This is a genomic window from Sporosarcina sp. FSL K6-1540 (assembly GCF_038620285.1).
In the GTDB taxonomy this organism is placed as follows: Bacteria; Bacillota; Bacilli; order Bacillales_A; family Planococcaceae; genus Sporosarcina; species Sporosarcina psychrophila.
This window is the reverse complement of record NZ_CP152018.1, coordinates 1,573,688-1,597,500: the sequence shown is the minus strand read 5'-3', so window position 1 is coordinate 1,597,500 and position 23,813 is coordinate 1,573,688. Positions and strand designations below refer to the sequence as shown.

Annotated in this window: 24 protein-coding genes and 2 rRNA genes (1 of these 26 cut by a window edge); 25 read left to right on the top strand and 1 reads right to left on the bottom strand. The window is 43.9% G+C overall.

What is annotated here, in order from left to right:
- The 12 genes from MKY15_RS07280 to rsmI all read left to right on the top strand — a co-directional run.
- A 23S ribosomal RNA gene (locus MKY15_RS07280) occupies positions 1-2,766 on the top strand; it begins 166 nt to the left of the window's first position.
- An 80-nt stretch (positions 2,767-2,846) separates the two neighbouring features.
- Positions 2,847-2,962 (top strand): 5S ribosomal RNA (gene rrf / locus MKY15_RS07275).
- Positions 2,963-3,501: 539 nt separating this feature from the next.
- Positions 3,502-4,938 (top strand): aminotransferase class I/II-fold pyridoxal phosphate-dependent enzyme, encoded by a 1,437-nt coding sequence (locus MKY15_RS07270; protein WP_187046268.1) that lies wholly within the window; start codon positions 3,502-3,504, stop codon positions 4,936-4,938.
- A gap of 1 nt (position 4,939) precedes the next feature.
- Positions 4,940-5,575 carry a dTMP kinase gene (gene tmk, locus MKY15_RS07265; protein ID WP_067213765.1) on the top strand — a complete coding sequence of 212 codons (636 nt, stop codon included), beginning with the start codon at positions 4,940-4,942 and terminating at the stop codon, positions 5,573-5,575.
- 47 nt (positions 5,576-5,622) lie between these two features.
- On the top strand, positions 5,623-5,952 hold the full coding sequence (locus MKY15_RS07260; RefSeq protein ID WP_067213764.1) for a cyclic-di-AMP receptor: 330 nt from the start codon (positions 5,623-5,625) through the stop codon (positions 5,950-5,952).
- A gap of 20 nt (positions 5,953-5,972) precedes the next feature.
- Entirely contained in the window at positions 5,973-6,413 is a 441-nt protein-coding gene (locus MKY15_RS07255; protein ID WP_342539321.1) for a YaaR family protein, read from the top strand.
- A 58-nt stretch (positions 6,414-6,471) separates the two neighbouring features.
- On the top strand, positions 6,472-7,479 hold the full coding sequence (gene holB, locus MKY15_RS07250) for a DNA polymerase III subunit delta' (protein ID WP_342539320.1): 1,008 nt from the start codon (positions 6,472-6,474) through the stop codon (positions 7,477-7,479).
- A complete protein-coding gene (locus MKY15_RS07245; protein ID WP_187046266.1) occupies positions 7,472-8,299 on the top strand; it encodes a stage 0 sporulation family protein in 828 nt (275 codons plus the stop codon). The genes holB and MKY15_RS07245 overlap by 8 nt, the downstream gene beginning before the upstream one ends.
- A gap of 43 nt (positions 8,300-8,342) precedes the next feature.
- The gene (gene yabA / locus MKY15_RS07240; RefSeq protein WP_231885860.1) at positions 8,343-8,684 is read left to right on the top strand and encodes a DNA replication initiation control protein YabA; all 342 of its coding nucleotides are present in this window, start codon (positions 8,343-8,345) and stop codon (positions 8,682-8,684) included.
- A 182-nt stretch (positions 8,685-8,866) separates the two neighbouring features.
- A complete protein-coding gene (locus MKY15_RS07235) occupies positions 8,867-9,619 on the top strand; it encodes a tRNA1(Val) (adenine(37)-N6)-methyltransferase (protein ID WP_187046265.1) in 753 nt (250 codons plus the stop codon).
- Positions 9,603-9,890, top strand: a complete 288-nt coding sequence (locus tag MKY15_RS07230; protein ID WP_067213759.1) for a GIY-YIG nuclease family protein — start codon at positions 9,603-9,605, stop codon at positions 9,888-9,890. Before MKY15_RS07235 ends, MKY15_RS07230 begins: the two co-directional genes overlap by 17 nt.
- On the top strand, positions 9,868-10,746 hold the full coding sequence (rsmI, locus tag MKY15_RS07225; protein WP_338654461.1) for a 16S rRNA (cytidine(1402)-2'-O)-methyltransferase: 879 nt from the start codon (positions 9,868-9,870) through the stop codon (positions 10,744-10,746). The genes MKY15_RS07230 and rsmI overlap by 23 nt, the downstream gene beginning before the upstream one ends.
- Positions 10,747-10,892: 146 nt before the next feature.
- On the opposite strand, the gene MKY15_RS07220 is transcribed toward rsmI, so the two are convergent.
- Positions 10,893-11,171, bottom strand: coding sequence for an AbrB/MazE/SpoVT family DNA-binding domain-containing protein (locus tag MKY15_RS07220; protein WP_067213757.1), 279 nt, complete (start codon positions 11,169-11,171; stop codon positions 10,893-10,895).
- A gap of 279 nt (positions 11,172-11,450) precedes the next feature.
- On the opposite strand from MKY15_RS07220, the gene metG reads away from it, so the two are divergent.
- From metG to MKY15_RS07155, 13 genes are all read left to right on the top strand, one after another.
- Entirely contained in the window at positions 11,451-13,424 is a 1,974-nt protein-coding gene (gene metG / locus MKY15_RS07215) for a methionine--tRNA ligase (RefSeq protein ID WP_338654463.1), read from the top strand.
- A gap of 249 nt (positions 13,425-13,673) precedes the next feature.
- Entirely contained in the window at positions 13,674-14,441 is a 768-nt protein-coding gene (locus MKY15_RS07210; protein WP_067213755.1) for a TatD family hydrolase, read from the top strand.
- 135 nt (positions 14,442-14,576) lie between these two features.
- Positions 14,577-15,806 (top strand): G5 and 3D domain-containing protein, encoded by a 1,230-nt coding sequence (locus tag MKY15_RS07205; RefSeq protein ID WP_187046261.1) that lies wholly within the window; start codon positions 14,577-14,579, stop codon positions 15,804-15,806.
- Between the two features lie 197 nt (positions 15,807-16,003).
- Entirely contained in the window at positions 16,004-16,570 is a 567-nt protein-coding gene (gene rnmV, locus MKY15_RS07200; protein WP_067214112.1) for a ribonuclease M5, read from the top strand.
- A complete protein-coding gene (rsmA, locus tag MKY15_RS07195) occupies positions 16,563-17,459 on the top strand; it encodes a 16S rRNA (adenine(1518)-N(6)/adenine(1519)-N(6))-dimethyltransferase RsmA (RefSeq protein ID WP_067213753.1) in 897 nt (298 codons plus the stop codon). Before rnmV ends, rsmA begins: the two co-directional genes overlap by 8 nt.
- A 142-nt stretch (positions 17,460-17,601) precedes the next feature.
- Positions 17,602-17,868, top strand: coding sequence for a Veg family protein (locus tag MKY15_RS07190; RefSeq protein ID WP_067213752.1), 267 nt, complete (start codon positions 17,602-17,604; stop codon positions 17,866-17,868).
- A 132-nt stretch (positions 17,869-18,000) separates the two neighbouring features.
- Positions 18,001-18,177 (top strand): small, acid-soluble spore protein, alpha/beta type, encoded by a 177-nt coding sequence (locus MKY15_RS07185; RefSeq protein ID WP_067213751.1) that lies wholly within the window; start codon positions 18,001-18,003, stop codon positions 18,175-18,177.
- 300 nt (positions 18,178-18,477) lie between these two features.
- Positions 18,478-19,344, top strand: a complete 867-nt coding sequence (ispE, locus tag MKY15_RS07180; RefSeq protein WP_187046259.1) for a 4-(cytidine 5'-diphospho)-2-C-methyl-D-erythritol kinase — start codon at positions 18,478-18,480, stop codon at positions 19,342-19,344.
- A 55-nt stretch (positions 19,345-19,399) separates the two neighbouring features.
- Positions 19,400-20,227 carry a pur operon repressor gene (gene purR / locus MKY15_RS07175; protein WP_067213749.1) on the top strand — a complete coding sequence of 276 codons (828 nt, stop codon included), beginning with the start codon at positions 19,400-19,402 and terminating at the stop codon, positions 20,225-20,227.
- A gap of 1 nt (position 20,228) precedes the next feature.
- Positions 20,229-20,606 carry a RidA family protein gene (locus MKY15_RS07170; RefSeq protein WP_067213748.1) on the top strand — a complete coding sequence of 126 codons (378 nt, stop codon included), beginning with the start codon at positions 20,229-20,231 and terminating at the stop codon, positions 20,604-20,606.
- Between the two features lie 149 nt (positions 20,607-20,755).
- On the top strand, positions 20,756-21,040 hold the full coding sequence (gene spoVG / locus MKY15_RS07165) for a septation regulator SpoVG (protein WP_067213747.1): 285 nt from the start codon (positions 20,756-20,758) through the stop codon (positions 21,038-21,040).
- Between the two features lie 395 nt (positions 21,041-21,435).
- On the top strand, positions 21,436-22,806 hold the full coding sequence (glmU, locus tag MKY15_RS07160; protein WP_340741127.1) for a bifunctional UDP-N-acetylglucosamine diphosphorylase/glucosamine-1-phosphate N-acetyltransferase GlmU: 1,371 nt from the start codon (positions 21,436-21,438) through the stop codon (positions 22,804-22,806).
- 14 nt (positions 22,807-22,820) lie between these two features.
- The gene (locus tag MKY15_RS07155; protein WP_338654474.1) at positions 22,821-23,780 is read left to right on the top strand and encodes a ribose-phosphate diphosphokinase; all 960 of its coding nucleotides are present in this window, start codon (positions 22,821-22,823) and stop codon (positions 23,778-23,780) included.
- Positions 23,781-23,813: the final 33 nt, after the last annotated feature.

Here is a 23,813-nt window from a genome sequence, read left to right as displayed (position 1 = left end):
TAGCGTAAACGAGGCACACCCGGAGAACTGAAACATCTAAGTATCCGGAGGAATAGAAAGAAAAATCGATTCCCTGAGTAGCGGCGAGCGAAACGGGAAGAGCCCAAACCAAGAAGCTTGCTTCTTGGGGTTGTAGGACACTCTATACGGAGTTACAAAGGAATGGATTAGACGAAGCGACCTGGAAAGGTCCGCCGTAGCGGGTAAAAGCCCCGTAGTTGAAAGTCCATTCTCTCCAGAGTGTATCCTGAGTACGGCGGAACACGTGAAATTCCGTCGGAATCCGGGAGGACCATCTCCCAAGGCTAAATACTCCCTAGTGACCGATAGTGAACCAGTACCGTGAGGGAAAGGTGAAAAGCACCCCGGAAGGGGAGTGAAATAGATCCTGAAACCATGTGCCTACAAGTTGTCAGAGCCCGTTAATGGGTGATGGCGTGCCTTTTGTAGAATGAACCGGCGAGTTACGATTCCATGCAAGGTTAAGCAGTGAATGCGGAGCCGCAGCGAAAGCGAGTCTGAATAGGGCGATAGAGTATGGGGTCGTAGACCCGAAACCAGGTGATCTACCCATGTCCAGGGTGAAGGTAAGGTAACACTTACTGGAGGCCCGAACCCACGTACGTTGAAAAGTGCGGGGATGAGGTGTGGGTAGCGGTGAAATTCCAATCGAACCTGGAGATAGCTGGTTCTCTCCGAAATAGCTTTAGGGCTAGCCTCAAACTTAAGAATCTCGGAGGTAGAGCACTGTTTGGACTAGGGGCCCATCCCGGGTTACCGAATTCAGACAAACTCCGAATGCCGATGATTTATGTTTGGGAGTCAGACTGCGGGTGATAAGATCCGTAGTCGAGAGGGAAACAGCCCAGACCACCAGTTAAGGTCCCCAAGTATTCGTTAAGTGGAAAAGGATGTGGCGTTGCCCAGACAACCAGGATGTTGGCTTAGAAGCAGCCATCATTTAAAGAGTGCGTAATAGCTCACTGGTCGAGTGGCGCTGCGCCGAAAATGTACCGGGGCTAAACGAATCACCGAAACTGTGGATTGACATCTTAGATGTCAGTGGTAGGAGAGCGTTCCAAGGGCGTCGAAGCTAGACCGTAAGGACTGGTGGAGCGCTTGGAAGTGAGAATGCCGGTATGAGTAGCGAAAGAAGGGTGAGAATCCCTTCCACCGAATGCCCAAGGTTTCCTGAGGAAGGCTCGTCCGCTCAGGGTTAGTCAGGACCTAAGTTGAGGCCGAAAGGCGTAGACGATGGACAACAGGTTGATATTCCTGTACCACCTCCCCGCCGTTTGAGCAATGGGGTGACGCAGTAGGATAGGGTGAGCGCGCTGTTGGTTATGCGCGTCTAAGCAGTGAGGTGTGGAATGAGGCAAATCCCGTTCCTATAACATTGAGCTGTTACAGCAAGGGGATTTATCCCTGAGTCCCTGATTTCACGCTGCCAAGAAAAGCCTCTAGCGAGGCGGGAGGTGCCTGTACCGCAAACCGACACAGGTAGGCGAGGAGAGAATCCTAAGGTGATCGAGAGAACTCTCGTTAAGGAACTCGGCAAAATGACCCCGTAACTTCGGGAGAAGGGGTGCTCTGGTAGGGTGTTAAAGCCCGAGAGAGCCGCAGTGAATAGGCCCAGGCGACTGTTTAGCAAAAACACAGGTCTCTGCAAAACCGCAAGGTGAAGTATAGGGGCTGACGCCTGCCCGGTGCTGGAAGGTTAAGAGGAGAGGTCAGCGCAAGCGAAGCTTCGAATTGAAGCCCCAGTAAACGGCGGCCGTAACTATAACGGTCCTAAGGTAGCGAAATTCCTTGTCGGGTAAGTTCCGACCCGCACGAAAGGCGTAACGATCTGGGCACTGTCTCAACGAGAGACTCGGTGAAATTATAATACCTGTGAAGATGCAGGTTACCCGCGACAGGACGGAAAGACCCCGTGGAGCTTTACTGTAACCTGATATTGAATTCCGGTGCAGCCTGTACAGGATAGGTAGGAGCCTTGGATTCCGGAGCGCTAGCTTCGGATGAGGCGTTGGTGGGATACTACCCTGGCTGTATTGGACTTCTAACCCATGCCCCTTATCGGGGCAGGAGACAGTGTCAGGCGGGCAGTTTGACTGGGGCGGTCGCCTCCTAAAGAGTAACGGAGGCGCCCAAAGGTTCCCTCAGAATGGTTGGACATCATTCGTAGAGTGCAAAGGCATAAGGGAGCTTGACTGCGAGACCTACAAGTCGAGCAGGGTCGAAAGACGGGCTTAGTGATCCGGTGGTTCCGCATGGAAGGGCCATCGCTCAACGGATAAAAGCTACCCCGGGGATAACAGGCTTATCTCCCCCAAGAGTCCACATCGACGGGGAGGTTTGGCACCTCGATGTCGGCTCATCGCATCCTGGGGCTGTAGTCGGTCCCAAGGGTTGGGCTGTTCGCCCATTAAAGCGGTACGCGAGCTGGGTTCAGAACGTCGTGAGACAGTTCGGTCCCTATCCGTCGCGGGCGCAGGAAATTTGAGAGGAGCTGTCCTTAGTACGAGAGGACCGGGATGGACATACCTCTGGTGTACCAGTTGTCTTGCCAAAGGCATCGCTGGGTAGCTATGTATGGACGGGATAAATGCTGAAAGCATCTAAGCATGAAGCCCCCCTCGAGATGAGATTTCCCATTACGCAAGTAAGTAAGATCCCTCAAAGAAGATGAGGTTGATAGGTCTGGGGTGGAAGCACGGCGACGTGTGGAGCTGACGGATACTAATCGATCGAGGACTTAACCAATTTTGAAAAGGGCTTGATTACCCTGATTCGTGTAGCACAATGTCTGTTTTATTCAGTTTTGAGCGAACAAGCTCAAAGAGTCTGGTGACGATTGCGAAGAGGTCACACCCGTTCCCATCCCGAACACGGAAGTTAAGCTCTTCAGCGCCGATGGTAGTTGGGGGTTTCCCCCTGCGAGAGTAGGACGTCGCCGGGCACCATGGATAACACAAAACGAGATGATTCTAAAGAATCATCTCGTTTTGTGTTATCTGCATGTTTTTTCCGGAAATTAAAGCAAAAGTACATAGAAAACATGGATTTGAAGAAATGTAGTCATTGCCAGCAAGTAGGTAATGACTTTTTGTTCGTCTAGAGTCGCCTTCTGTCCTGTAAGTAAAGGTAATAAGAACGCCTTGTCGGGGCTGAACAGGCGCTACATGACTGGTTGAACTCATATCTGTTGACTAACCAAAATAACCAGTGAATAAAGTAATCAAACACTAGGTGCTTCTTGTATGGTTGTCGTTCATCCGTCGATCTCCAAGGCTATAATAGGTACTCAAAGTGCTGAGGCTTTGGGGGATGAGGGAATAGATGGCTTCTCCGGAAACATACTAGTCCAAATGAAGACTTTGGAGCCTCCTTTACCAGTATGGTGGGTAAGAAAATGGTTATTCAACAGATGTGGGTTGTACTGGTTATATGATCGGTCTGAGATACTATATAATAGAAGGAAAGGAAGTGTGATTTACAATGAAAGATCCTAATCGGCCGCTTATTGAAGCGTTAACTAAGTTCAAAGAAGCAAACCCGATTTCATTCCACGTGCCTGGACATAAGGGGGGAATACTTTCTGGACTACCGACCGAGTTACGGATGGCTCTTCAATATGATTTTACTGAGTTAGAGGGACTTGACGATCTTCATGAGCCGAGTGGTGTAATTGAAGAGGCGCAACAGAAGCTGTCGTTACTCTATGGTTCGGATCAAAGCTTCTTTCTTGTGAATGGTTCAACGGTAGGGAATTTGGCAATGGTCTATGCGGCGTGCCGTGCGGGTGAAACAGTTATTGTTCAGCGCAATGCACATAAGTCGATTTTCCATGCGATTGAGCTGACTGGTGCAAGGCCAGTGTTTGTGTCACCGGTTTGGGATGTGACTACAAAGACAGCGGGAGGCGTGACCGCTGCGCAAGTCGGCGAGGCGCTCAAGGCCTATCCTGGGGCCAAGGCTGTTATTCTTACCTACCCGACGTACTATGGCCTAACAGGGACCGAGTTAGAAGAGACTATCAACCTTTGTCATACATATGGAGTTCCAGTCTTGGTAGATGAGGCACACGGTGCACATTTTGTTGTAGGTGAACCGTTTCCTCGTTCAGCGTTGGAGATGGGTGCGGATGTAGTTGTTCATTCAGCGCATAAAACATTGCCAGCGATGACGATGGCTTCTTTTTTACACGTACGCTCAGACTTCATCGCTGCAGAAAAAGTTGCCCGTTATTTAGGGATGCTACAGTCTAGCAGTCCATCTTATTTGTTGATGGCATCGCTTGACGATGCCAGAGCTTATGCAGAGTCTTATAATGAAGAAGATAAAAAGGTCTTCGTGGAATGGCGGGTATCTTTTATCAAACGTTTGAAACTGATACCAAGACTTCGAGCGTTTGAAACGGATGATCCGTTAAAGCTTATTTTACGCATTGAAGGTTATTCTGGTTTTGATCTACAAAAGAAACTGGAAGCGGAAGGAATTTATAGTGAAATTGCAGATCCCTATCAAGTGTTGTTCGTGTTACCGTTATTAAAAGTGGGGTCGATTTATCCTTTCGATGAAGTTTATGAGAAAATTAAAACTGCGGTTACTTGTTTGGATGGAGTGGATAAGATAATAAGTACAATAGAAGCACCACTACTTGGGGAGGGACTTTCTCGTCTTGCTTACACGTCAGAGGAAGTGGCGAATATGGAAGTGGAGTGGATTCCATACGTGGATTCCCTGGGGCGTGTGGCGGCCGCTTCCGTGATTCCCTATCCGCCGGGTATTCCGCTTTTAATTGCCGGAGAAATTGTAAAGGATGAGCATGTTCAAACTTTAGGGAAATTGCTCCAAATGGGGGCGAAATTCCAGGGGGAAATTCGAATTAACGAAAAACAGATAGTTGTAGTAAAGAATAGAGTGGAGGAATAACATGATACAGAAAGGTGTATTCATTACATTTGAAGGACCTGAAGGGGCTGGAAAGACAACAGTCATCAAAGAGTTATATAAACGTATGGAAGAACAAGGATTGAAGGTCATTCTTACGCGCGAACCGGGTGGAATTCGTATTGCGGAGAAAATCCGTGAAATAATCCTCGATAATGATCATCAGGAAATGGATGCGAAGACGGAAGCACTTCTCTATGCAGCCGCACGAAGGCAGCATCTTGTTGAAAAAGTGATGCCTGCACTTAAGGACGGAATGATTGTCCTATGTGATCGTTTTGTTGATAGTTCGCTAGCTTATCAGGGGCATGCGCGCGGACTTGGAATTGATGAGGTTCTATCGATTAATGAGTTTGCTATCAGTGATACGATGCCGGATCTGACGGTCTTTTTTGATATTAATCCAGAACAAGGACTTGCGCGAATTGCGGCAAATGACAAACGAGAAGAGAATCGATTGGATAATGAAAGTATCCATTTTCATCAAAACGTTTATGAGGGTTATCAGGAGCTCATTCGTCGTTACCCAGAACGGATTCAATCAACGGATGCATCGCTCTCTAAAGAGCAAGTAACGGAAAATGTTTGGAAAATCATATGCTCCCAACTCATTAAATAGTCAGATTCATGATATAATAGTTGGAAAGCGGAAAAGGGGAGATTATCGTGAAATTGATTGTGGCAGTTGTACAGGACCAAGACAGTAACCGGTTGTCTACGGCTTTGACCAAAGGTGACTTCCGAGCGACGAAATTGGCTAGTACGGGAGGATTTTTACGGTCGGGAAATACGACATTTTTGATTGGTACCGATGATGCCCTCATTCCGAAGGCGCTTGAACTTATTCGAGAAAATTGCCGTTCACGAGATCAAATGGTAGCTCCAGTTTCTCCAATGGGTGGAAATGCAGACTCATACATTCCTTACCCGGTTGAAGTCGAGGTTGGCGGTGCTACCGTATTCGTCCTTCCAATTGAACATTTTCATCATTTTTGATGAATAAGAGGTGAACCTAAATGAAAGTCAATAGTGACTACCGTTCGGGCATCGATAAGATGAGGAACGATCCTTTACACTCATCTCAAGGTGGAGCGCGGTTCGGCCAAATGGTCGTTAAACAAGAGCAGCGCCTCCAAGGAGAGCAGGTTACTAAGCTCCTCGGCGATATTTCATCGGCAGGGGACCGAATTGCCCGTTCTCGCAATTTGCGCGATATGGCTAAATTTAAAATGCTAGTTCGACGTTTTCTTAAAGAAGCCGTTGAATCTGGAATGGGACTTAAACAGTCTCATACATGGAATCGTTTCGGTGAGGGACGCAGGTTGAAAATTGTCGAAACGATAGATGAAAGGCTTATTGAGTTGGCAGAAGACTTGTTGAATGAAGAAAAAACATCTGTCGATCTATTAGCTAAAATTGGTGAGATCAAAGGGCTACTCATCAATCTATACATGTGATTCCGTGTTTTCTGTCGTTTAAGAAACACGGTTTTTTTGAACACGGAGGTGTGTGCTTATGCAAGATCAAATGAATAACCGACTTGTAGTAGAGCAAAAAAAAATAACTGAACGATTAAGTTCTTCTTATAAAAATGGGCGAATTGGACATGCATATATGTTTGACGGTGAACGTGGAACAGGAAAAGAAGCAGTTGCACTTTTTTTCGCCAAACTTCTTCTTTGTGCTAGTCCTGAAAAATTTGTTCCATGTGAAACATGTCATTCTTGTCGACGAGTGACGTCCAGTAATCATCCAAACGTAACGCTTATTCGACCAGATGGTCAGGATATCAGGAAAGAGCAGATGTCCAATCTTGTGTATAGCATGACGAAAAAGGGTTACGAGTCGGGTAGGAAAATATATATTATTACTAGGGCAGATCGGATGAACGTTGCTGCGGCGAATACGTTGCTTAAGTTTCTTGAGGAACCCGAAGGCGATGTAACGGCAATCCTTTTAACGGATTCATATCAATCGATATTGCCAACGATCCAATCACGGTGTCAACGGTTATCTTTTCTACCGCCATCTAGAGAAATGATGATTAGTGAGCTAGTCGAGAAGGGGATTACACCTTCAATGGCAGCGACCGTTACGATGGTCACTGCCAATCTGGATGAAGCTTTTCGACTGGCTGGAGATGATCAATTTGCACACATGCGAAAAACAGTGTTAAAATTGGTTGAAGCATCGGATAGACATGTCCATGAAGCGTTGTTATTCATTCAATCAGAATGGGCCCCTTTATTTAAAGAGAAGGAAGAGACTGAGAGTGGACTGGATTTACTGCTTTATGCTTACAGAGATGTGGTGGCATCCAAAGCCGGTTTGCAGTCAACAGCAACATTTCCCGATCAGCAAGAACTAGTTAGAGGTCTTTCGATGAAGATGACATATAGCCAGCTGTCTGCTAATATGGAGGCAATATTGCAGTCGAAAAAGCAATTGCATGGCAATATGAATCGCACACTTTTAATGGAACAATTGGTGCTCAGCATGCAGGAGGGGTTACTTGTTGTATAAAGTTGTAGGTGTCCGCTTTAAGAAAGCGGGTAAAATATATTATTTCGATCCACTGGAGTACACGCTCGACGAAGGTGACTACGTCATCGTTGAAACAGCACGTGGAATCGAATACGGTAAAGTTACAGGTAAGGTAAGAGAAGTTGGTGAGAATGATGTTGTCTTGCCACTCAAAAAGATCATTCGTCCAGCGCAAACGGAAGACCTCGAAAAAGTAGAGGAGAACCGTCTTGAGGCTGAACGGGCTTTTAGTACAGGTGTAGAAAAGATTATAGAACATTCGTTAGAGATGAAGTTGGTTGATGTCGAGTATACATTCGATCGAAACAAGATTGTCTTTTACTTTACGGCTGAAGGTCGCGTTGATTTCCGGAATCTTGTTAAAGATCTTGCTTCGATTTTCCGGACACGTATTGAACTGCGACAGATTGGTGTACGTGATGAGGCGAAAATGCTTGGTGGCATTGGACCATGTGGCCGGATGCTTTGCTGTTCAACATTCCTAGGTGATTTCGAACCGGTTTCGATAAAAATGGCAAAAGATCAGAACTTATCACTTAATCCTTCTAAAATATCAGGTCTGTGCGGACGTCTTATGTGCTGCTTGAAATATGAGAATGATGATTACGAAGAAGCAAAAGCGCTTATGCCAGATGTAGGAACACGTGTCCAAACACCTGAGGGGCCTGGAAAAGTAGTTGGACTGAATCTGCTTGAACGCCTTCTTCAAGTAAGTATGACGGATCAGGATTTGGTATTGGAGTATACGTTGGAAGAAATAATGGAACAACAAAAAAATATGGCTCAATTGATGAAATAATGAGGTGGGATAGTTGAAAGAAAAGAGTTTTCTGGATAGGGTTATGGAATTCGAGCAAGAACTCGAATCTATGCAAAAGCAATTCCGCGAATTGATTGGATTCGTCGCGCAGATGACGGAAGAGAACCATTCGCTTCAACTCGAAAACCATCATTTGCGCAAGCGGCTTGAAGAAATGGACAAACAAATTGATGAAGAAGTACAGACAATCAACACAAGGCAACATCGGAAAAAAACGAATAAAATAGACGTTGGAGAAGGCGTTGATAATTTAGCGCGCCTATATAATGAAGGATTTCACGTCTGCAATGTCCATTACGGTGGTATTCGTAAAGGGGAAGATTGTCTGTTCTGCCTCTCTTTCTTAAATAAACAAAACGTGTAAAATGAGCCGATCCTATTGCAACGTAGGCATCGGCTTTTCTTTTATTGTGGGCCCACAGGGGGTGGGTCATGCATCGGAGAGGGATTGAACTACACCCCTCTTTGTTGCCGCAGGACGCGGCATACTTAGGATGTGTTCCTTAATTCGGCGCTTCACGCATTTTTATTATGGAGGAAAATATTATGGATGAAATTTTACAAGATGATGAACGACTCGATTATTTATTAGCGGAAGATTTGCGGATTATTCAAAGTCCGTCTGTATTTTCTTTTTCTTTGGATGCAGTACTACTTGCAAGATTTGCCTATGTCCCGCTACAACAAACTGGAAAAATTGTAGATATATGTGCAGGTAACGGAGCGATTCCGTTGTTTTTAAGCGCCAGAACGAACGCTACTATTACTGCTGTTGAATTACAGGAGCGGCTTGCAAATATGGCGGTAAGAAGTGTCCGGTATAATGGGCTGGAAAGCAGGATTCGCATCCTTAATGATGATGTCATTGGCATTGCGGCAAAAATCGGCTATGAGAAATACGATACAGTAACATGTAACCCTCCCTACTTCCCAGCGCATGAGGCAAGCGAAAAGAACTTATCGGAGCATCTGGCAATTGCCAGGCATGAAATCCATCTAACGCTTGAACAGGCTATCCAGTCGGCAAGCGAATTGTTAAAGCAGGGGGGAAAGGCGGCGTTTGTCCACCGTCCAGGACGTTTACTCGACATTGTCACTGCAATGCGTGCAAATCGACTTGAGCCTAAACGAATTCAGTTTATTTATCCGAAAGAAGGTAAAGAAGCAAATACATTGCTAATTGAGGCGATTAAAGACGGTAAGCCAGATTTGAAAGTATTACCGCCTCTCTATGTGTATGGTGCTGATAATGAATATACGGAAGAAGTGAGGCTCCTCCTTTATGGACAAAATGGGTGATCACTTATTTTATGTATTAGAATGCAAGGATGGGTCCTATTATGCCGGTTATACGAATGATTTGGAAAAGCGTGTTCGTGTACATAATGAAGGGAAGGGCGCTAAATATACACGCGCAAAACGACCTGTACAATGTATTTACCATGAGAACTTCGAAACGAAACGTGAAGCTATGCAGGCAGAGTATCAATTTAAACAACTGAAGAGGAATGCGAAAGAGATTTATATTAGAAAGAGGCGAAACGTAAATGAAGTCACAGAAAAGTGCTGAACCAGGCGGTGGAAAACTGTTTTTAGTCGGAACACCAATCGGTAATCTTGAAGATATGACATACCGAGCGATTCGTATCTTGAAAGAGGTAGATATGATAGCGGCAGAGGATACGCGAAATACAATCAGGTTATGTAACCATTTTGAAATTAAGACACCGCTAACAAGTTACCATGAACATAATATTGAAGTTGGTGGCGAAAAGATTTTGGCCATGCTTGCCGATGGAAAGACAGTTGCACTCGTGAGTGATGCGGGTATGCCATGCATTTCTGATCCGGGGGCAGACATTGTAGCCAAGGCAATTATTGAAGGGTACGACGTAGTTCCTGTTCCAGGCGCGAATGCAGCAATCAGCGCGCTAGTTGCTTCAGGGTTAGTACCGCAACCTTTTATGTTCTTTGGTTTCTTATCACGTCAGAAGAAGGCCAGGAACATTCAATTAGACGATTTAAAACTACGAGAAGAGACGGTTATTTTATATGAGGCACCTCACAGGCTAAAGGAAACTTTACGCGCGTTACAGACGAGCTTCGGTGGGACACGCTCTGTTGTCCTGGCAAGGGAATTGACAAAACGTTTTGAGGAATTTCTTCGTGGTACGCTTGAAGAAGCTGTTTTATGGGCAGAATCAAATGAAATACGTGGCGAGTTCTGTATTGTAATCGAAGGCAGTGACGGAGTTATTGTGGAAGAGCAACAGGAGTGGTGGAACGACTTAGAAATTCGTGATCATGTGACAGAATTGATGGAAAGAAAAGGTCTTCGTTCAAAAGAGGCAATCCGAGAAGTAGCAAATGACCGTGGATTAAGCCGTCGCGATGTTTATAAAGAATTTCATGTCGAAGATGAATGACAGACAGTAGTACATAAGAAAAACGCTGTAGTCTGAACGTGAAATTTTTATGTTGCAATGTATTCACAGTATGAGATTTTATAGTATCCTAAGCAACGAAAAAAAATCCAGAACGGTTAACCGATCCGGACAATACTATTATTGATTTACTTTTTTAAGCTATCTTCAATTTCCTTGATGAGTTGTTTTGCGCCTTCTGGGCTCAAAATTAACTTGCCATCGATAAGACTTAAATTGTCGTCAGACACATCGCCCGTAATCGAGCATGTCATATTCGGCATATATTTCTTCAAGATGATTTTATCTTCATCAACGTAAATTTCCAAAGCGTCTTTTTGTGCAATACCAAGTGTACGGCGTAATTCAATTGGAATTACTACACGTCCAAGTTCATCGACTTTTCTTACAATACCAGTTGATTTCATGAGTTTAACTCCTTTCAATACATTTAGTTTCGTCAAAATTCGACAAAATTCTCTTAACAACTTTTATCATACCAATTCTTCCAATTAACGTCAATACTAGGCGCTTAAAACTATGAGAAAAATAGTAGTTATTTAAAAAAATGCGCTATTTTTCGACAAAAATAGACTAATAGACACGGAAATAACAATGACGTTAGCTGTTGTCGAGGAATTTCATTGTATCGCCAGTACGCTTTAGATAGAATAGATAGTACATACTTATACACTGGAGGAATATTCGTGGCTGATCAGAAAAAGACTTTCTATATTACAACACCTATTTATTATCCAAGCGGGAATTTCCATATTGGTACCGCATATACAACTGTCGCTTCTGACGCGATGGCTCGTTACAAACGACTGCGCGGGTATGATGTTCGGTTCCTGACTGGAATGGATGAGCACGGTCAAAAGATACAGGAAAAAGCGCAAGAGGCCGGACTGCCACCGCAGGAGTTTGTCGATGGTATCGCAGAGACAGCGAAAAAGGTCTGGAATACAATGGACATTTCATATGACGACTTCATCCGTACGACGGAAGAGCGCCATAAAGTGATTGTCGAAAAGATTTTTAAAACATTCCTTGATAACGGCGATATTTATAAAGGGGAGTACGAAGGATGGTATTGCCTACCTTGTGAAACATACTTTACGGAAGGGCAGCTTGAAAATGGCAACTGTCCTGATTGTGGACGACCTGTCAAAAAAGTGAAGGAAGAATCATACTTCTTCAATATGAAGAAGTATGCTGGAAGACTGTTGAAGTTTTACGAAGATAATCCGAAGTTTATCGAACCGGAATCGCGTAAAAACGAAATGATTAATAACTTTATCAAACCGGGGCTTGAAGACTTATCTGTTTCTCGTATGTCGTTTGATTGGGGCATAAAAGTTCCTGGGGATCTGAAGCATGTCATTTATGTATGGGTCGATGCGTTGACGAACTACATCACAGCGCTTGGCTATCAGTCAGATGACGATTCGTTATTCAAAAAGTATTGGCCGGCGGATGTCCATGTTGTTGGAAAAGATATTGTTCGTTTCCATACAATTTATTGGCCGATTTTCTTAATGGCACTCGATTTACCGTTGCCGAAGAAAGTATTTGCGCATGGTTTCATCATGATGAAAGATGGAAAAATGTCGAAATCTAAAGGCAATGTCGTCTATCCGGAAATGCTTGTTGAGCGCTACGGACTCGATGCGACACGTTATTTCCTTCTTCGTGAATTGCCGTTTGGGCAAGATGGTGTATTCTCACCCGAATCCTTTGTGGAGCGGACGAATTATGACCTTGCAAATGACCTCGGAAATTTATTGAACCGATCAATTTCGATGATCAATAAATATTTCGACGGAGAGATTCCGACACAAGGCCTTATCGCAACAGATTTCGATGACAGCTTGACGAATTTCATGACGACTACGGTCGGGAAATACGAAGCGTCAATGGAGAACATGCAGTTTAGCGCTGTCCTTGGCGATTTGTGGGCTCTTATATCGCGGACCAACAAATACATCGACGAGACGTCTCCATGGGTGTTAGCGAAGGATGAGGCGGATAAAGGGAAACTAGCGTCTGTTATGATGCATCTTGCGACTTCACTCCGTCACATTGCTGTATTATTGCAACCGTTTATGACGGAAGCGCCTAAACAGATCATGACGCAACTGGGTCTGGATGAAAAATTGCTTGCTTGGGATACGCTGGGTAATTTCAACGCGATTCCGACAGGCACGAAAGTCGTAGAAAAGGGTGTACCAATCTTCCCGCGCCTGGATGCGGACGTTGAAGTCGTTTATATCCGTGATCAGATGGCGATTACTGCACCGGCTGAAAATGCGCCTGCTGAGCAACCTGCAAAAGTGGAAGTTGAAGAGCCGGTAGTGGCGGAGATTTCAATCGATGATTTCCTGAATGTCGATTTACGCGTTGCGACAGTAACTGCATGTGAAAGAATTCCGAAAGCAGATAAATTGCTGAAGCTCCAACTAGATATGGGTTATGAGAAACGACAAGTTGTATCGGGCATCGCAGAACATTACGAACCTGAGGCACTAGTTGGGCAGAAAGTAATTGTTGTTGCCAACTTGAAACCTGTAAAATTACGTGGAGAGCTATCCCAAGGTATGATTTTGGCTGGGAAATCAGATGGTATTTTGAAACTTGCCACAGTCGATCAGTCACTTGAAAATGGTGCACAAGTTAAATAAGAATAGAAACGGCGTCCCTCATGGAAACGCCGTTTTTCTTTTTTGAGTATATTATCAATTTGTAAACTATTTGAGTTGAACAAATGAATACCTATATAAACTGAGCGAAGGCGCCTTACAAGGGGTAGCCGAAGCCCTAAGACTGGCGGGCGAAGCTGCTTGGCTTAGGGTGGGAGGCATCCCCTAGCGCCGTAGCGAATAAGAAGGAAATCCGTTCGATTAAAATAAAACAATTGTGAGGCGAAAGTAATGTATATAGATACACACGTTCATTTAAATGCAGATCAGTATGAAGAAGATATAGATGAAGTGATTCAACGTGCCCAAGAAGCCGGTGTTGACAAGATGGTGGTCGTTGGATTTGATCGCAAGACGATTTTGAAGGCAATGGAACTGACTGAACAGCACGCTTTCATTTACGCCGTTGTCGGTTGGCATCCTGTAGATGCAATCGACTGCACAGAAAAAGACTTGGAATGGATTGAATCACTCGCCGCGCACCCTAAAGTTGTTGGTATAGGGGAAACAGGACTGGATTATCATTGGGATAAATCACCGCGAGATGTGCAACAGGAAGTGTTCAGAAAACAGATTCAGCTTGCCCAGAAAGTAAAACTGCCAATTATTATCCATAACCGAGATGCAACGGCGGATGTCGTTCGTATCTTGAAAGAAGAGGGAGCAGAAAAAACGGGCGGAATTATGCATTGTTTTGGTGGAAGTGTCGAGACTGCAAATGACTGCATAAAAATGAATTTCATGATTTCATTGGGAGGACCAGTTACATTTAAAAATGCAAAGGCGCCAAAACAAGTTGCAACGGAAATTTCGCTTGATCATTTATTAATCGAAACAGATGCGCCTTATCTCGCACCTCATCCGTACCGTGGAAAAAGGAATGAACCGGCATGGGTGACGCTTGTTGCGGAAGAAATAGCGAGACTTAAAGGTCTCCCTGTTGAAGAAGTGGCAAAAAGAACGACCGCAAACGCTTTGAAAGTATTTAACATAACATGAATAAGATGGTAGGAAGTTTTCCACACTTTTCATATGAAGGGCTTCCTAAATTTGTTATTCACCAAATTCATACGGGTTGACATGCCGAAGAGTACCCTTTATAATCAGCCGAGTGATGAAGGAGGAGTTTTTTTCATGTCAAAAAGTACCATGAAAAACCTGTTCTATAAGTCATTGAGGAGTAAAAAAGTAGCGATTACCGTAGTTTCGCTAACGCTATTTGTTACTGTTATTTCACTTGTTCTCTTTGAGGGAACAAAAAAATCGATCACGTTGGACGTGGACGGTAAAGAACTTAACATTAAAACGCACGCACATACAGTTGGTAAACTTCTCTCCGAACAGGAAATTGAAGTTGCCAAACACGATCTAGTAATACCCTCAGTGAATACACCTATCGAGGATGGTCTATCGATTAGGTGGGAACAGTCGCAACAAGTTGTAATAAATGTCGATCAGGATACCAAATCCATATGGACGACTAATCATAAGGTGGAAGAGATACTTGCTGAAGCAGATATCGAAATTACCGAATATGATGTTGTAAACCCAGTGCTAGATGAACAGCTAGGGAAAGAAAATAGCATTACCGTCCAAAAAGCGTTTGAAGTAACGTTGAATGACGGCGGAGAAGAAAAGAAGGTCCGGTCAACTTCGACTACGGTCGCTGACTTTTTAAAGAGAGAGAACATTCATTTGAATGATGACGATCGTCTGAATAGAAAGGCAGATGGGTATCTAAAGCCTGGCTCTATAGTGGCAGTCGTACGAGTGGAAAAAGTCACCGATGTAGTGGAAGAACCGGCGAACTTTGCAGTTGAAACACGCAACGATCCATCTTTACTGAAAGGGCGCGAAAAAATCGTCCAAGCGGGAAAAAAAGGAACGGTTTCACGGAAGTTTGAAATTGTGAAAGAAAACGGGAAGGAAATTTCCCGTAAGCTTCTAGAAGAGAAGTCAATTAAAAAACCACAAACGAAGATCGTTTCCATAGGCTCGCAAGTGATGGTCGCAAGTGCATCAGCTGGGATGTCTAATTCAAAAACTGTATCGCGTAACGATTCATCCGCGGAAGGTGGGGAGTTCTACGTAACCGCTACGGCCTATACGGCGCATTGTAATGGTTGTTCTGGAATTACACGAACAGGCATTAATTTACGTGCGAACCCTAATTTGAAAGTCATTGCAGTCGACCCAAGCGTTATCCCGCTCGGTTCTAAAGTGTGGGTTGAAGGATACGGCTATGCCGTTGCAGGGGATACAGGCGGTGCAATCAAAGGCAAGAAGATTGATCTGCACGTAGCAACGAAAGGCGATGCTTATAAATTCGGCAGACGCCAAGTGAAAATTAAAATCATCGATTGATATATACATCCGCAGGACTGATATTAGTCCCGCGGATTATTGTGTTATAGCTATCTTCTGCTGAAGGAAGTTAAACCTCTGGGGGATATTATAAATTTTGAATTACGCCGAGGCGTAATTGATCGCCTGCCCATCTGTACATCCGCTTGCCGTCAGAGTAGAATTAGGGAAAGAATGCAATGGGAATGAGGATTTTTGTGAACATTAAAGAAATTATTGTTGTTGAAGGCAAGTCTGATACAGTAGCCGTGAAACGGGCAGCAGGTGCGGATACGATTGAAACGAACGGTTCTGCAATCGACGAGTTAACACTCACACGTATTCGGCATGCTCAGGAAACGCGAGGCGTCATCGTATTCACGGATCCCGACTTTCCTGGCAGAAGAATCCGCGCCATCATTGAAGAGCGTATTCCAGGTGTTAAACATGCTTTTCTTGAAAAGAAGCTGACGATTGCCAAAAATGGATCGGGGCTAGGTATTGAGCATGCACATGATGAGCATATACGGGCTGCGCTAAGTGCGGTTTACACCGTGGACGACCAGCCTGCTGTTGATATACCACTAGCAGATTTGATGACGGCTAGGCTTATCGGACATCCTGATGCAAAAAGGCGCCGTGAGCGCTTAAGTGAGCTGTTGCAAATCGGTCAAGTGAATGGCAAAGGATTAAAGAAGCGGTTGGAAATGTTCCGAATTGGTTATGATCGATTGGGAGAAGTATTAAAGGTTCTAGACGAGGAGGAAACGGAAAATAATGAATAAAGATATTGCGACTCCGGTCAGGACGAAAGAGATTCTCGCTAAATACGGTTTTTCGCTCAAAAAAAGTTTAGGTCAAAACTTCTTGATTGACCCCAATATTTTACGCAATATCGTTTCGCACGCAGGCTTGTCCGAAAAAACAGGTGTTATTGAAATCGGACCCGGTATTGGTGCATTGACAGAACATCTTGCAAGAAGCGCAGGAAAAGTCGTCGCTTTTGAAATTGACGGACGCCTCCTTCCTGTATTGGAAGATACCCTGTCGCCTTACGACAACGTGACAATCGTTCATCAGGACATACTGGAAGCTGACCTTCTACAAGTAATGCAGGATCACTTCGCGGATTATGAGGATGTTGTAGTTGTTGCAAACTTGCCTTATTATGTGACAACGCCAATTATCATGAAATTCTTACTTGGTAAAGTTCCAGTATCAGGTATGGTAGTTATGATGCAGAAAGAAGTAGCAGATCGCATTACCGCCGTTCCAGGGACAAAAGCATACGGTTCTCTATCCATAGCTATTCAGTACTATATGGATGCGGAAGTGGCTATGATTGTACCGAAGACGGTATTCATGCCGCAACCGAATGTTGAATCGGCTGTTCTACGTTTGACAAGAAAAGAAACGGCGCCAGCAAAAGTAATCGATGAAGACTTTATGTTTGTAGTTTCTAGAGGTTCATTCGTCCAACGCCGGAAGACGATCTTGAACAACCTACAATCGTCACTTCCTAATGGCAAGTTGAAGAAAGAATTAATATTGAAAGCTTTCGAACAAATTGGCATGGACCCTGGCCGACGTGGAGAAACACTGACAATAGAAGAGTTTGCAAACTTGTCGAATGCCTTGTATGAGGACTTCTTTGAGGAGAAGAAAAAACGATAGAGTTAGAACGTTTTTATTAGAAAAATACCCTTTTTTCTAATAAAAAGATTGACAAAGTAGACAAGCAATTGTTAAAATGAAGATTTTAATTGACAGAAACTTTTAAAAGTGTTATGCTTATACTTAGTGAGGTGTAAGCGACGTGCCAAAAACATTAGCGGACATTAAGAAGTCATTGGATTCTCATCTGGGAAAACGTTTGCACTTAAAAGCAAACGGTGGTCGGAAGAAGACAATCGAGAGAGCTGGAGTGCTGCGAGAAACATATCGTGCAGTATTCGTAGTTGAACTTGACCAGGACGAAAATGCATTTGAAAGAGTATCTTACAGCTACGCAGACATTTTAACCGAAGCGGTTGAAATAACAATTCTTGAAGGTGCAGATCCTACTGCATTCATTATCAAATAATTACAGTCTTAATGATTTAATTCATTTTTAAACAACACCTGTGCAAGCATTCTGAAAATGGATGTCTTGTGCGGGTGTTTTTTCTTTCGTTTGGTTCATACTACAATTGTCAGCCAAAAGGAGGAAAACCGAATGGCGAAAAAACGTGGCATAATGTCTGAAGGCTTGAAGGTAGAAATTGCGAAAGAGCTTGGATTTTATGATGTTGTGGAGCGAGAAGGTTGGGGCGGCATCAAATCACGCGACGCGGGCAATATGGTGAAGCGAGCAATTGAAATGGCCGAACGAGGAGTAGCACAAAAGAAATAACGCTATGAATTACCCATTATCCAACTAACAGGCTGACAAAAGAAGAGCTGAATCCGGGGCATCAAGATATCCGGCCAGCTCTTCTTTTTAGTGCCTGGGAAGTTGTGCGATATAGATAGGATTGGCCGTCCGTTGTTGATGATTGGTAGGTATGATTATATGGTCGGTTGTGTTTCCACATTTGTTCTGAAACCGAGGCATTCAAAAATCAATTATCCTATTATTATCATTTCACAGCGCAAATATTTCACCCTATGCTAAAATAGGGGGATACAGACTAGCTGGAATGGAGGGAGCCGGATGCTTTATGAAAAGGCACCAGCAAAAATCAATTTAACACTCGATGTATTACATAAGCGACCGGATAATTTTCATGAAGTCGAAATGATTATGACTACGGTTGATTTAGCAGACAGAATCTGGCTTCGTCCGACAGATAACGGGAAAATCATCATCAAGGCATCAGAACGACATGTACCCAATGATCGAAAGAACTTGGCTTATCAAGCTGCTGAATTGTTACAAATTGAATGTGGTATTACAAAAGGTGTTGAGATTACACTAGAAAAAAGTATTCCTGTTGCTGCAGGGCTCGCGGGCGGAAGTTCGGATGCTGCTGCTACACTACGGGGATTGAATAGGCTATGGAATTTAAAATTGAGTGTTGAAGAACTCGCGAGGCTTGGGGCACGGATTGGTTCGGATGTTTCATTTTGCGTACATGGCGGTACAGCACTTGCGACGGGGCGCGGAGAATTAATTGAAATCCTACCTCCCCCACCAAACTGTTGGGTCATTCTCGCGAAACCAGCCATTTCGGTTTCGACAGGAGATATATACGGAAAGCTGAATTTATCTGCGATTGATCATATCGATACGGTTCGAATGATTGAAGCATTAAGGGCGGGAGATTACGACAAAATGTGCAACTCAGTCGGGAATGTCCTAGAAACCGTCACAATGGATCTGTATCCACAAGTCGTTGTTCTGAAAGAGCAGATGAAAAGATTTGGTGCAGATGCAGTTTTAATGAGTGGTAGCGGCCCGACAGTTTTCGGTCTCGTTAAACATGAATCCAGGGTACCGAGAATTTATAACGGGCTAAAAGGGTTCTGTCCAGAAGTATATGCGGTTAGAATGGTCGGTGGACATACAATTCTTGATTAAATACGTACGATTGTGGTAATGTACATTAAAATATTCGGGTTTAGGAGATGGTACTATGAAGTGGAAAAGGAGCGAGCGGCTTGTAGATATGACTAGCCAATTGTTGGAATCTCCACATGAACTTATTCCACTGACCTTCTTCTCCGAACGTTACCAAGCGGCTAAATCCTCGATTAGTGAGGATTTGACGATTGTAAAAGAAACGTTTGAGGAAAAAGGCACAGGAAAACTGGTGACGGTTTCCGGAGCAGCGGGAGGAGTGAAGTTCATCCCGAAGATGGTAGAATCCGACGTTCGTGAAGTGATGTCGCTTCTAATGGAGAAACTTGGGCATTCGGATCGATTGCTGCCAGGCGGTTATTTATTCATGACGGATCTTCTTGGCAATCCGCGCATTATGGATCGTGTGGGTAAAGTATTTGCTTCAGCGTACGCGGAGACAGACATTGATGTGATTATGACGGTAGCGACGAAGGGTATTCCGATTGCTCATGCAATTGCGCGTCACCTGAATGTCCCAGTCGTTGTCGTTCGCCGTGATAGCAAGGTGACCGAGGGACCAACTGTGAGCATTAATTATGTATCTGGTTCAACCAGACGTATTCAAACAATGGTATTATCGAAAAGAAGCATGCAAAGCGGACGCAAAGTCCTCATTACAGACGATTTCATGAAAGCAGGCGGTACGATGCTTGGGATGAAGAGTCTTCTGGAGGAATTTGGTTGCGAACTGGCAGGTATAGCTGTTCTAGTAGAATCCGATCATGCTGAAGAGGTTCTCGTCGATAACTACTTATCTCTTGTTAAGCTTCATGCAGTAAATGAAAAGAATGGGACCATCGAGTTAGAAGAAGGAAACTATTTTGCGGAAGGTGGAAAATGATATGAATTATGTAGCGACAGAAAACGCACCACAGGCAATTGGACCTTATGCACAAGCGGTTAGTGTGAACGGAATGGTATATACATCCGGGCAAATTCCATTGACACCGGAAGGACTGCTTGTTGAGGGGACTATCGAAGATCAAACGCACCAAGTGTTCGCCAATTTAAAAGAAGTGCTGAAAGCAGCAGGTTCATCTTTGGATAAAGTAGTCAAAGCAACTGTTTTTATTAAAGATATGAATGAATTCGTTGCTGTCAATGACATTTACGCACAGCATTTTGGGTCTCATACACCTGCACGTTCAACTGTTGAAGTTGCTAGATTACCGAAAGACGTAAAAATTGAAATAGAGGTTATTGCTCTAGTAGCCAAATAACAGATACCCGCCCAAATATCACTTGGGGCGGGTTTTTTATTTCCGTGTCTTTCAAAATGTTTAAATAATTGTGTTTATAAAGAAGGGAAACGCTTACTTTTGTGGAATATAGTCGTCATGCACTGTAAAGACAAAAGGAGTGGTAAGAGATGGAAGTAACAGATGTGAGGTTACGAAAGATGGAAACTGATGGAAGGATGAGGGCAATTGCTTCGATTACAATTGACGATGAATTTGTCGTGCATGACATTCGGGTCATCGATGGAAATGAGGGATTGTTCGTAGCGATGCCGAGTAAACGAACGCCTGATGGAGAGTTTCGTGATGTAGCACATCCAATTAATACAAGTGCTCGAACCAAAATCCAAGATGCAGTAATGGCGGCATACCACCTTTCTGCAGAAGAAGCAGTATTTGAAGGCGCTGGTGCATGATGTGGCCCCTTCGTTTTTACCTATACTTATCGTGAAATAATATAGACAGCCTGTGGATAATTTACAATATAGAAGTTTCACGTCTAGGCTCCGGGCACAAAATGCTCGGAGACCTGCAGGATGTGGGTTCCGTTGAAGCGGGATTGAACTACGATTCACTTTGTGCTAGATGATAAGGACAACTTAGGTTGTGTTCACTTGCAGGTACCCTGCGCTTTTTTTATGGATTTTTTTGGCATTAAAAAGCTGAATAAAAAAGAGAAAATAATGATAAAAGATTGTAATCAACTTGTCAAGAGGTATGAGGTTGAAAATTAGCCCGTTTTCAGCTATAGTCAATAGTGAAAACATTCGAGGGGGATTCGCCTTCATCCCTCATTCATGGGGGCTATTAAATGACAAATACATATGCCGTTGTCCTGGCTGCAGGGCAAGGTACACGGATGAAGTCCGATTTATATAAAGTACTGCATCCCGTTTGTGGAAAACCGATGGTCGAACACGTAATTGATCATATACGCGGTCTTGGTATTGGTCGAATTGTTACGATTGTTGGACATGGTGCAGAAACGGTAGAAGAAACGCTTGGAGAGAAAAGTGAATATGCGCTACAGCAAGAGCAATTAGGCACGGCACATGCTGTTCAGCAGGCTGAGAGGCTTATTGGTGACTTGGATGGTACGACTATCGTTGTATGCGGAGATACGCCGCTCATTCGTTCTGAGACAATGGAGGAATTGATTGCGCATCATAAAGCAACAGGAGCAAAAGCAACTATCTTGACGGCTAATGCGGATGATCCAACAGGATACGGGCGTATTATCAGGGGAGAGAGTGGCCAAGTCCTCCGAAATGTTGAACAGAAAGATGCAACTCCTGAAGAACAAAAAGTGACGGAAATCAATACAGGGACCTATTGCTTTGACAATCGGACACTTTTTGAAACGTTGAAAAAAGTGAAAAATAATAATACGCAAGGGGAATACTATCTCCCTGATGTTGTCGGTATTTTGCAATCTGAAAATGCACTCGTTTCAGCATACGTGACAGGGGATTTCAGTGAAACACTCGGTATCAATGACCGCGTAGTCTTGGCAGAAGCAGAGCGTGTCATGCGTAGACGTATAGCTGAAAAGCATATGCGGAATGGTGTAACAATTATCAACCCCGAAAGCACGTATATAAGCGCGGCAGCCGAAATTGGCCGTGATACAGTTCTTCAACCGGGCACAATGATTGAAGGTCATACCGTTATCGGCAATAAGTGTGTAATAGGACCAAATAGCCAGATTGTCGACAGTGTAATCGGTGATAATACAAATGTGCATTCATCTGTTGTACTATCTAGCAGAATTGGTTCAACTACGGCAATAGGACCGTTCGCACATATCCGCCCGGACTCTGATCTTGGCGACAGTGTGAAAATCGGTAACTTTGTGGAAGTGAAAAAGGCGACACTAGGTGAAGGTAGCAAAGTGTCACATTTAAGCTATATTGGTGACGCAAAAATTGGGTCGCATGTAAATGTAGGTTGTGGAACAATCACTGTTAACTACGATGGCAAGAACAAGCATCTTACAACAATCGAAGATAATGCATTTATTGGTTGTAATTCCAATTTAGTCGCTCCAGTTACAGTTGGAAAAGGTGCATATGTAGCAGCTGGATCGACAATTACTAAAAGTGTGCCAGAAAGTTCACTTGCAATTGCGCGTGCACGGCAGGAGAATAAAGAAGGATATGCAAACAAACTAAATCTCAGTTAAACAGGGGGAACATGATGGCTAATCACTATCCTAACGATAAACTTAAGATATTTTCTTTGAATTCGAACCAAACACTTGCGGTGCAAGTAGCGGAAAAAATCGGACGTCCACTTGGCAAATGCTCGGTCAAACAATTCAGTGACGGAGAAGTCCAAATCAATATCGAAGAAAGTATCCGTGGCTGCGATGTATTCGTCATCCAGTCGACATCGTACCCTGTCAATGAAAACTTGATGGAACTTCTTATTATGATTGACGCTTTGAAACGTGCGTCAGCACGCACAATCAATGTCGTTATGCCTTATTATGGCTATGCGCGCCAAGATCGTAAAGCACGTTCACGTGAACCGATTACAGCGAAACTTGTTGCAAATTTACTTGAAACAGCAGGAGCCCACCGTGTCATTGCAATCGATTTGCATGCACCACAAATCCAAGGTTTCTTCGATATCCCAATCGATCATCTTGTTGCTGAGCCAATCCTTACAGAATACTTTAAAGGAAAAGGTTTTAACACTGATGAACTTGTTATTGTATCACCGGATCATGGCGGTGTAACGCGTGCGCGTAAGATGGCGGACCGCATGAAAGCACCTATTGCGATTATTGACAAACGTCGCCCACGCCCAAATGTTGCTGAAGTGATGAATATCGTTGGCAATGTTGAAGGGAAAACAGCAATCCTAATTGATGATATTATCGATACAGCAGGGACAATCACAATTGCGGCGAGCGCTTTAATCGAAAGTGGAGCAAAAGAAGTGTATGCTTGTTGTACACACCCAGTGTTGTCAGGTCCAGCAATCGAACGAATTGATAATTCGCAAATTAAAGAATTGGTTATTACAAATTCAATTGAGCTTCCGGCAACGAAAACATCCCCAAAAATCAAGCAACTTTCTATCGCTTCATTGCTTGCAGAAGCGATCGTGCGTGTGTTCGAAGAGAAATCTGTTAGTACATTGTTTGAGTAAATTTAATTTAGATGTTTCATGTCGCTTGTCATT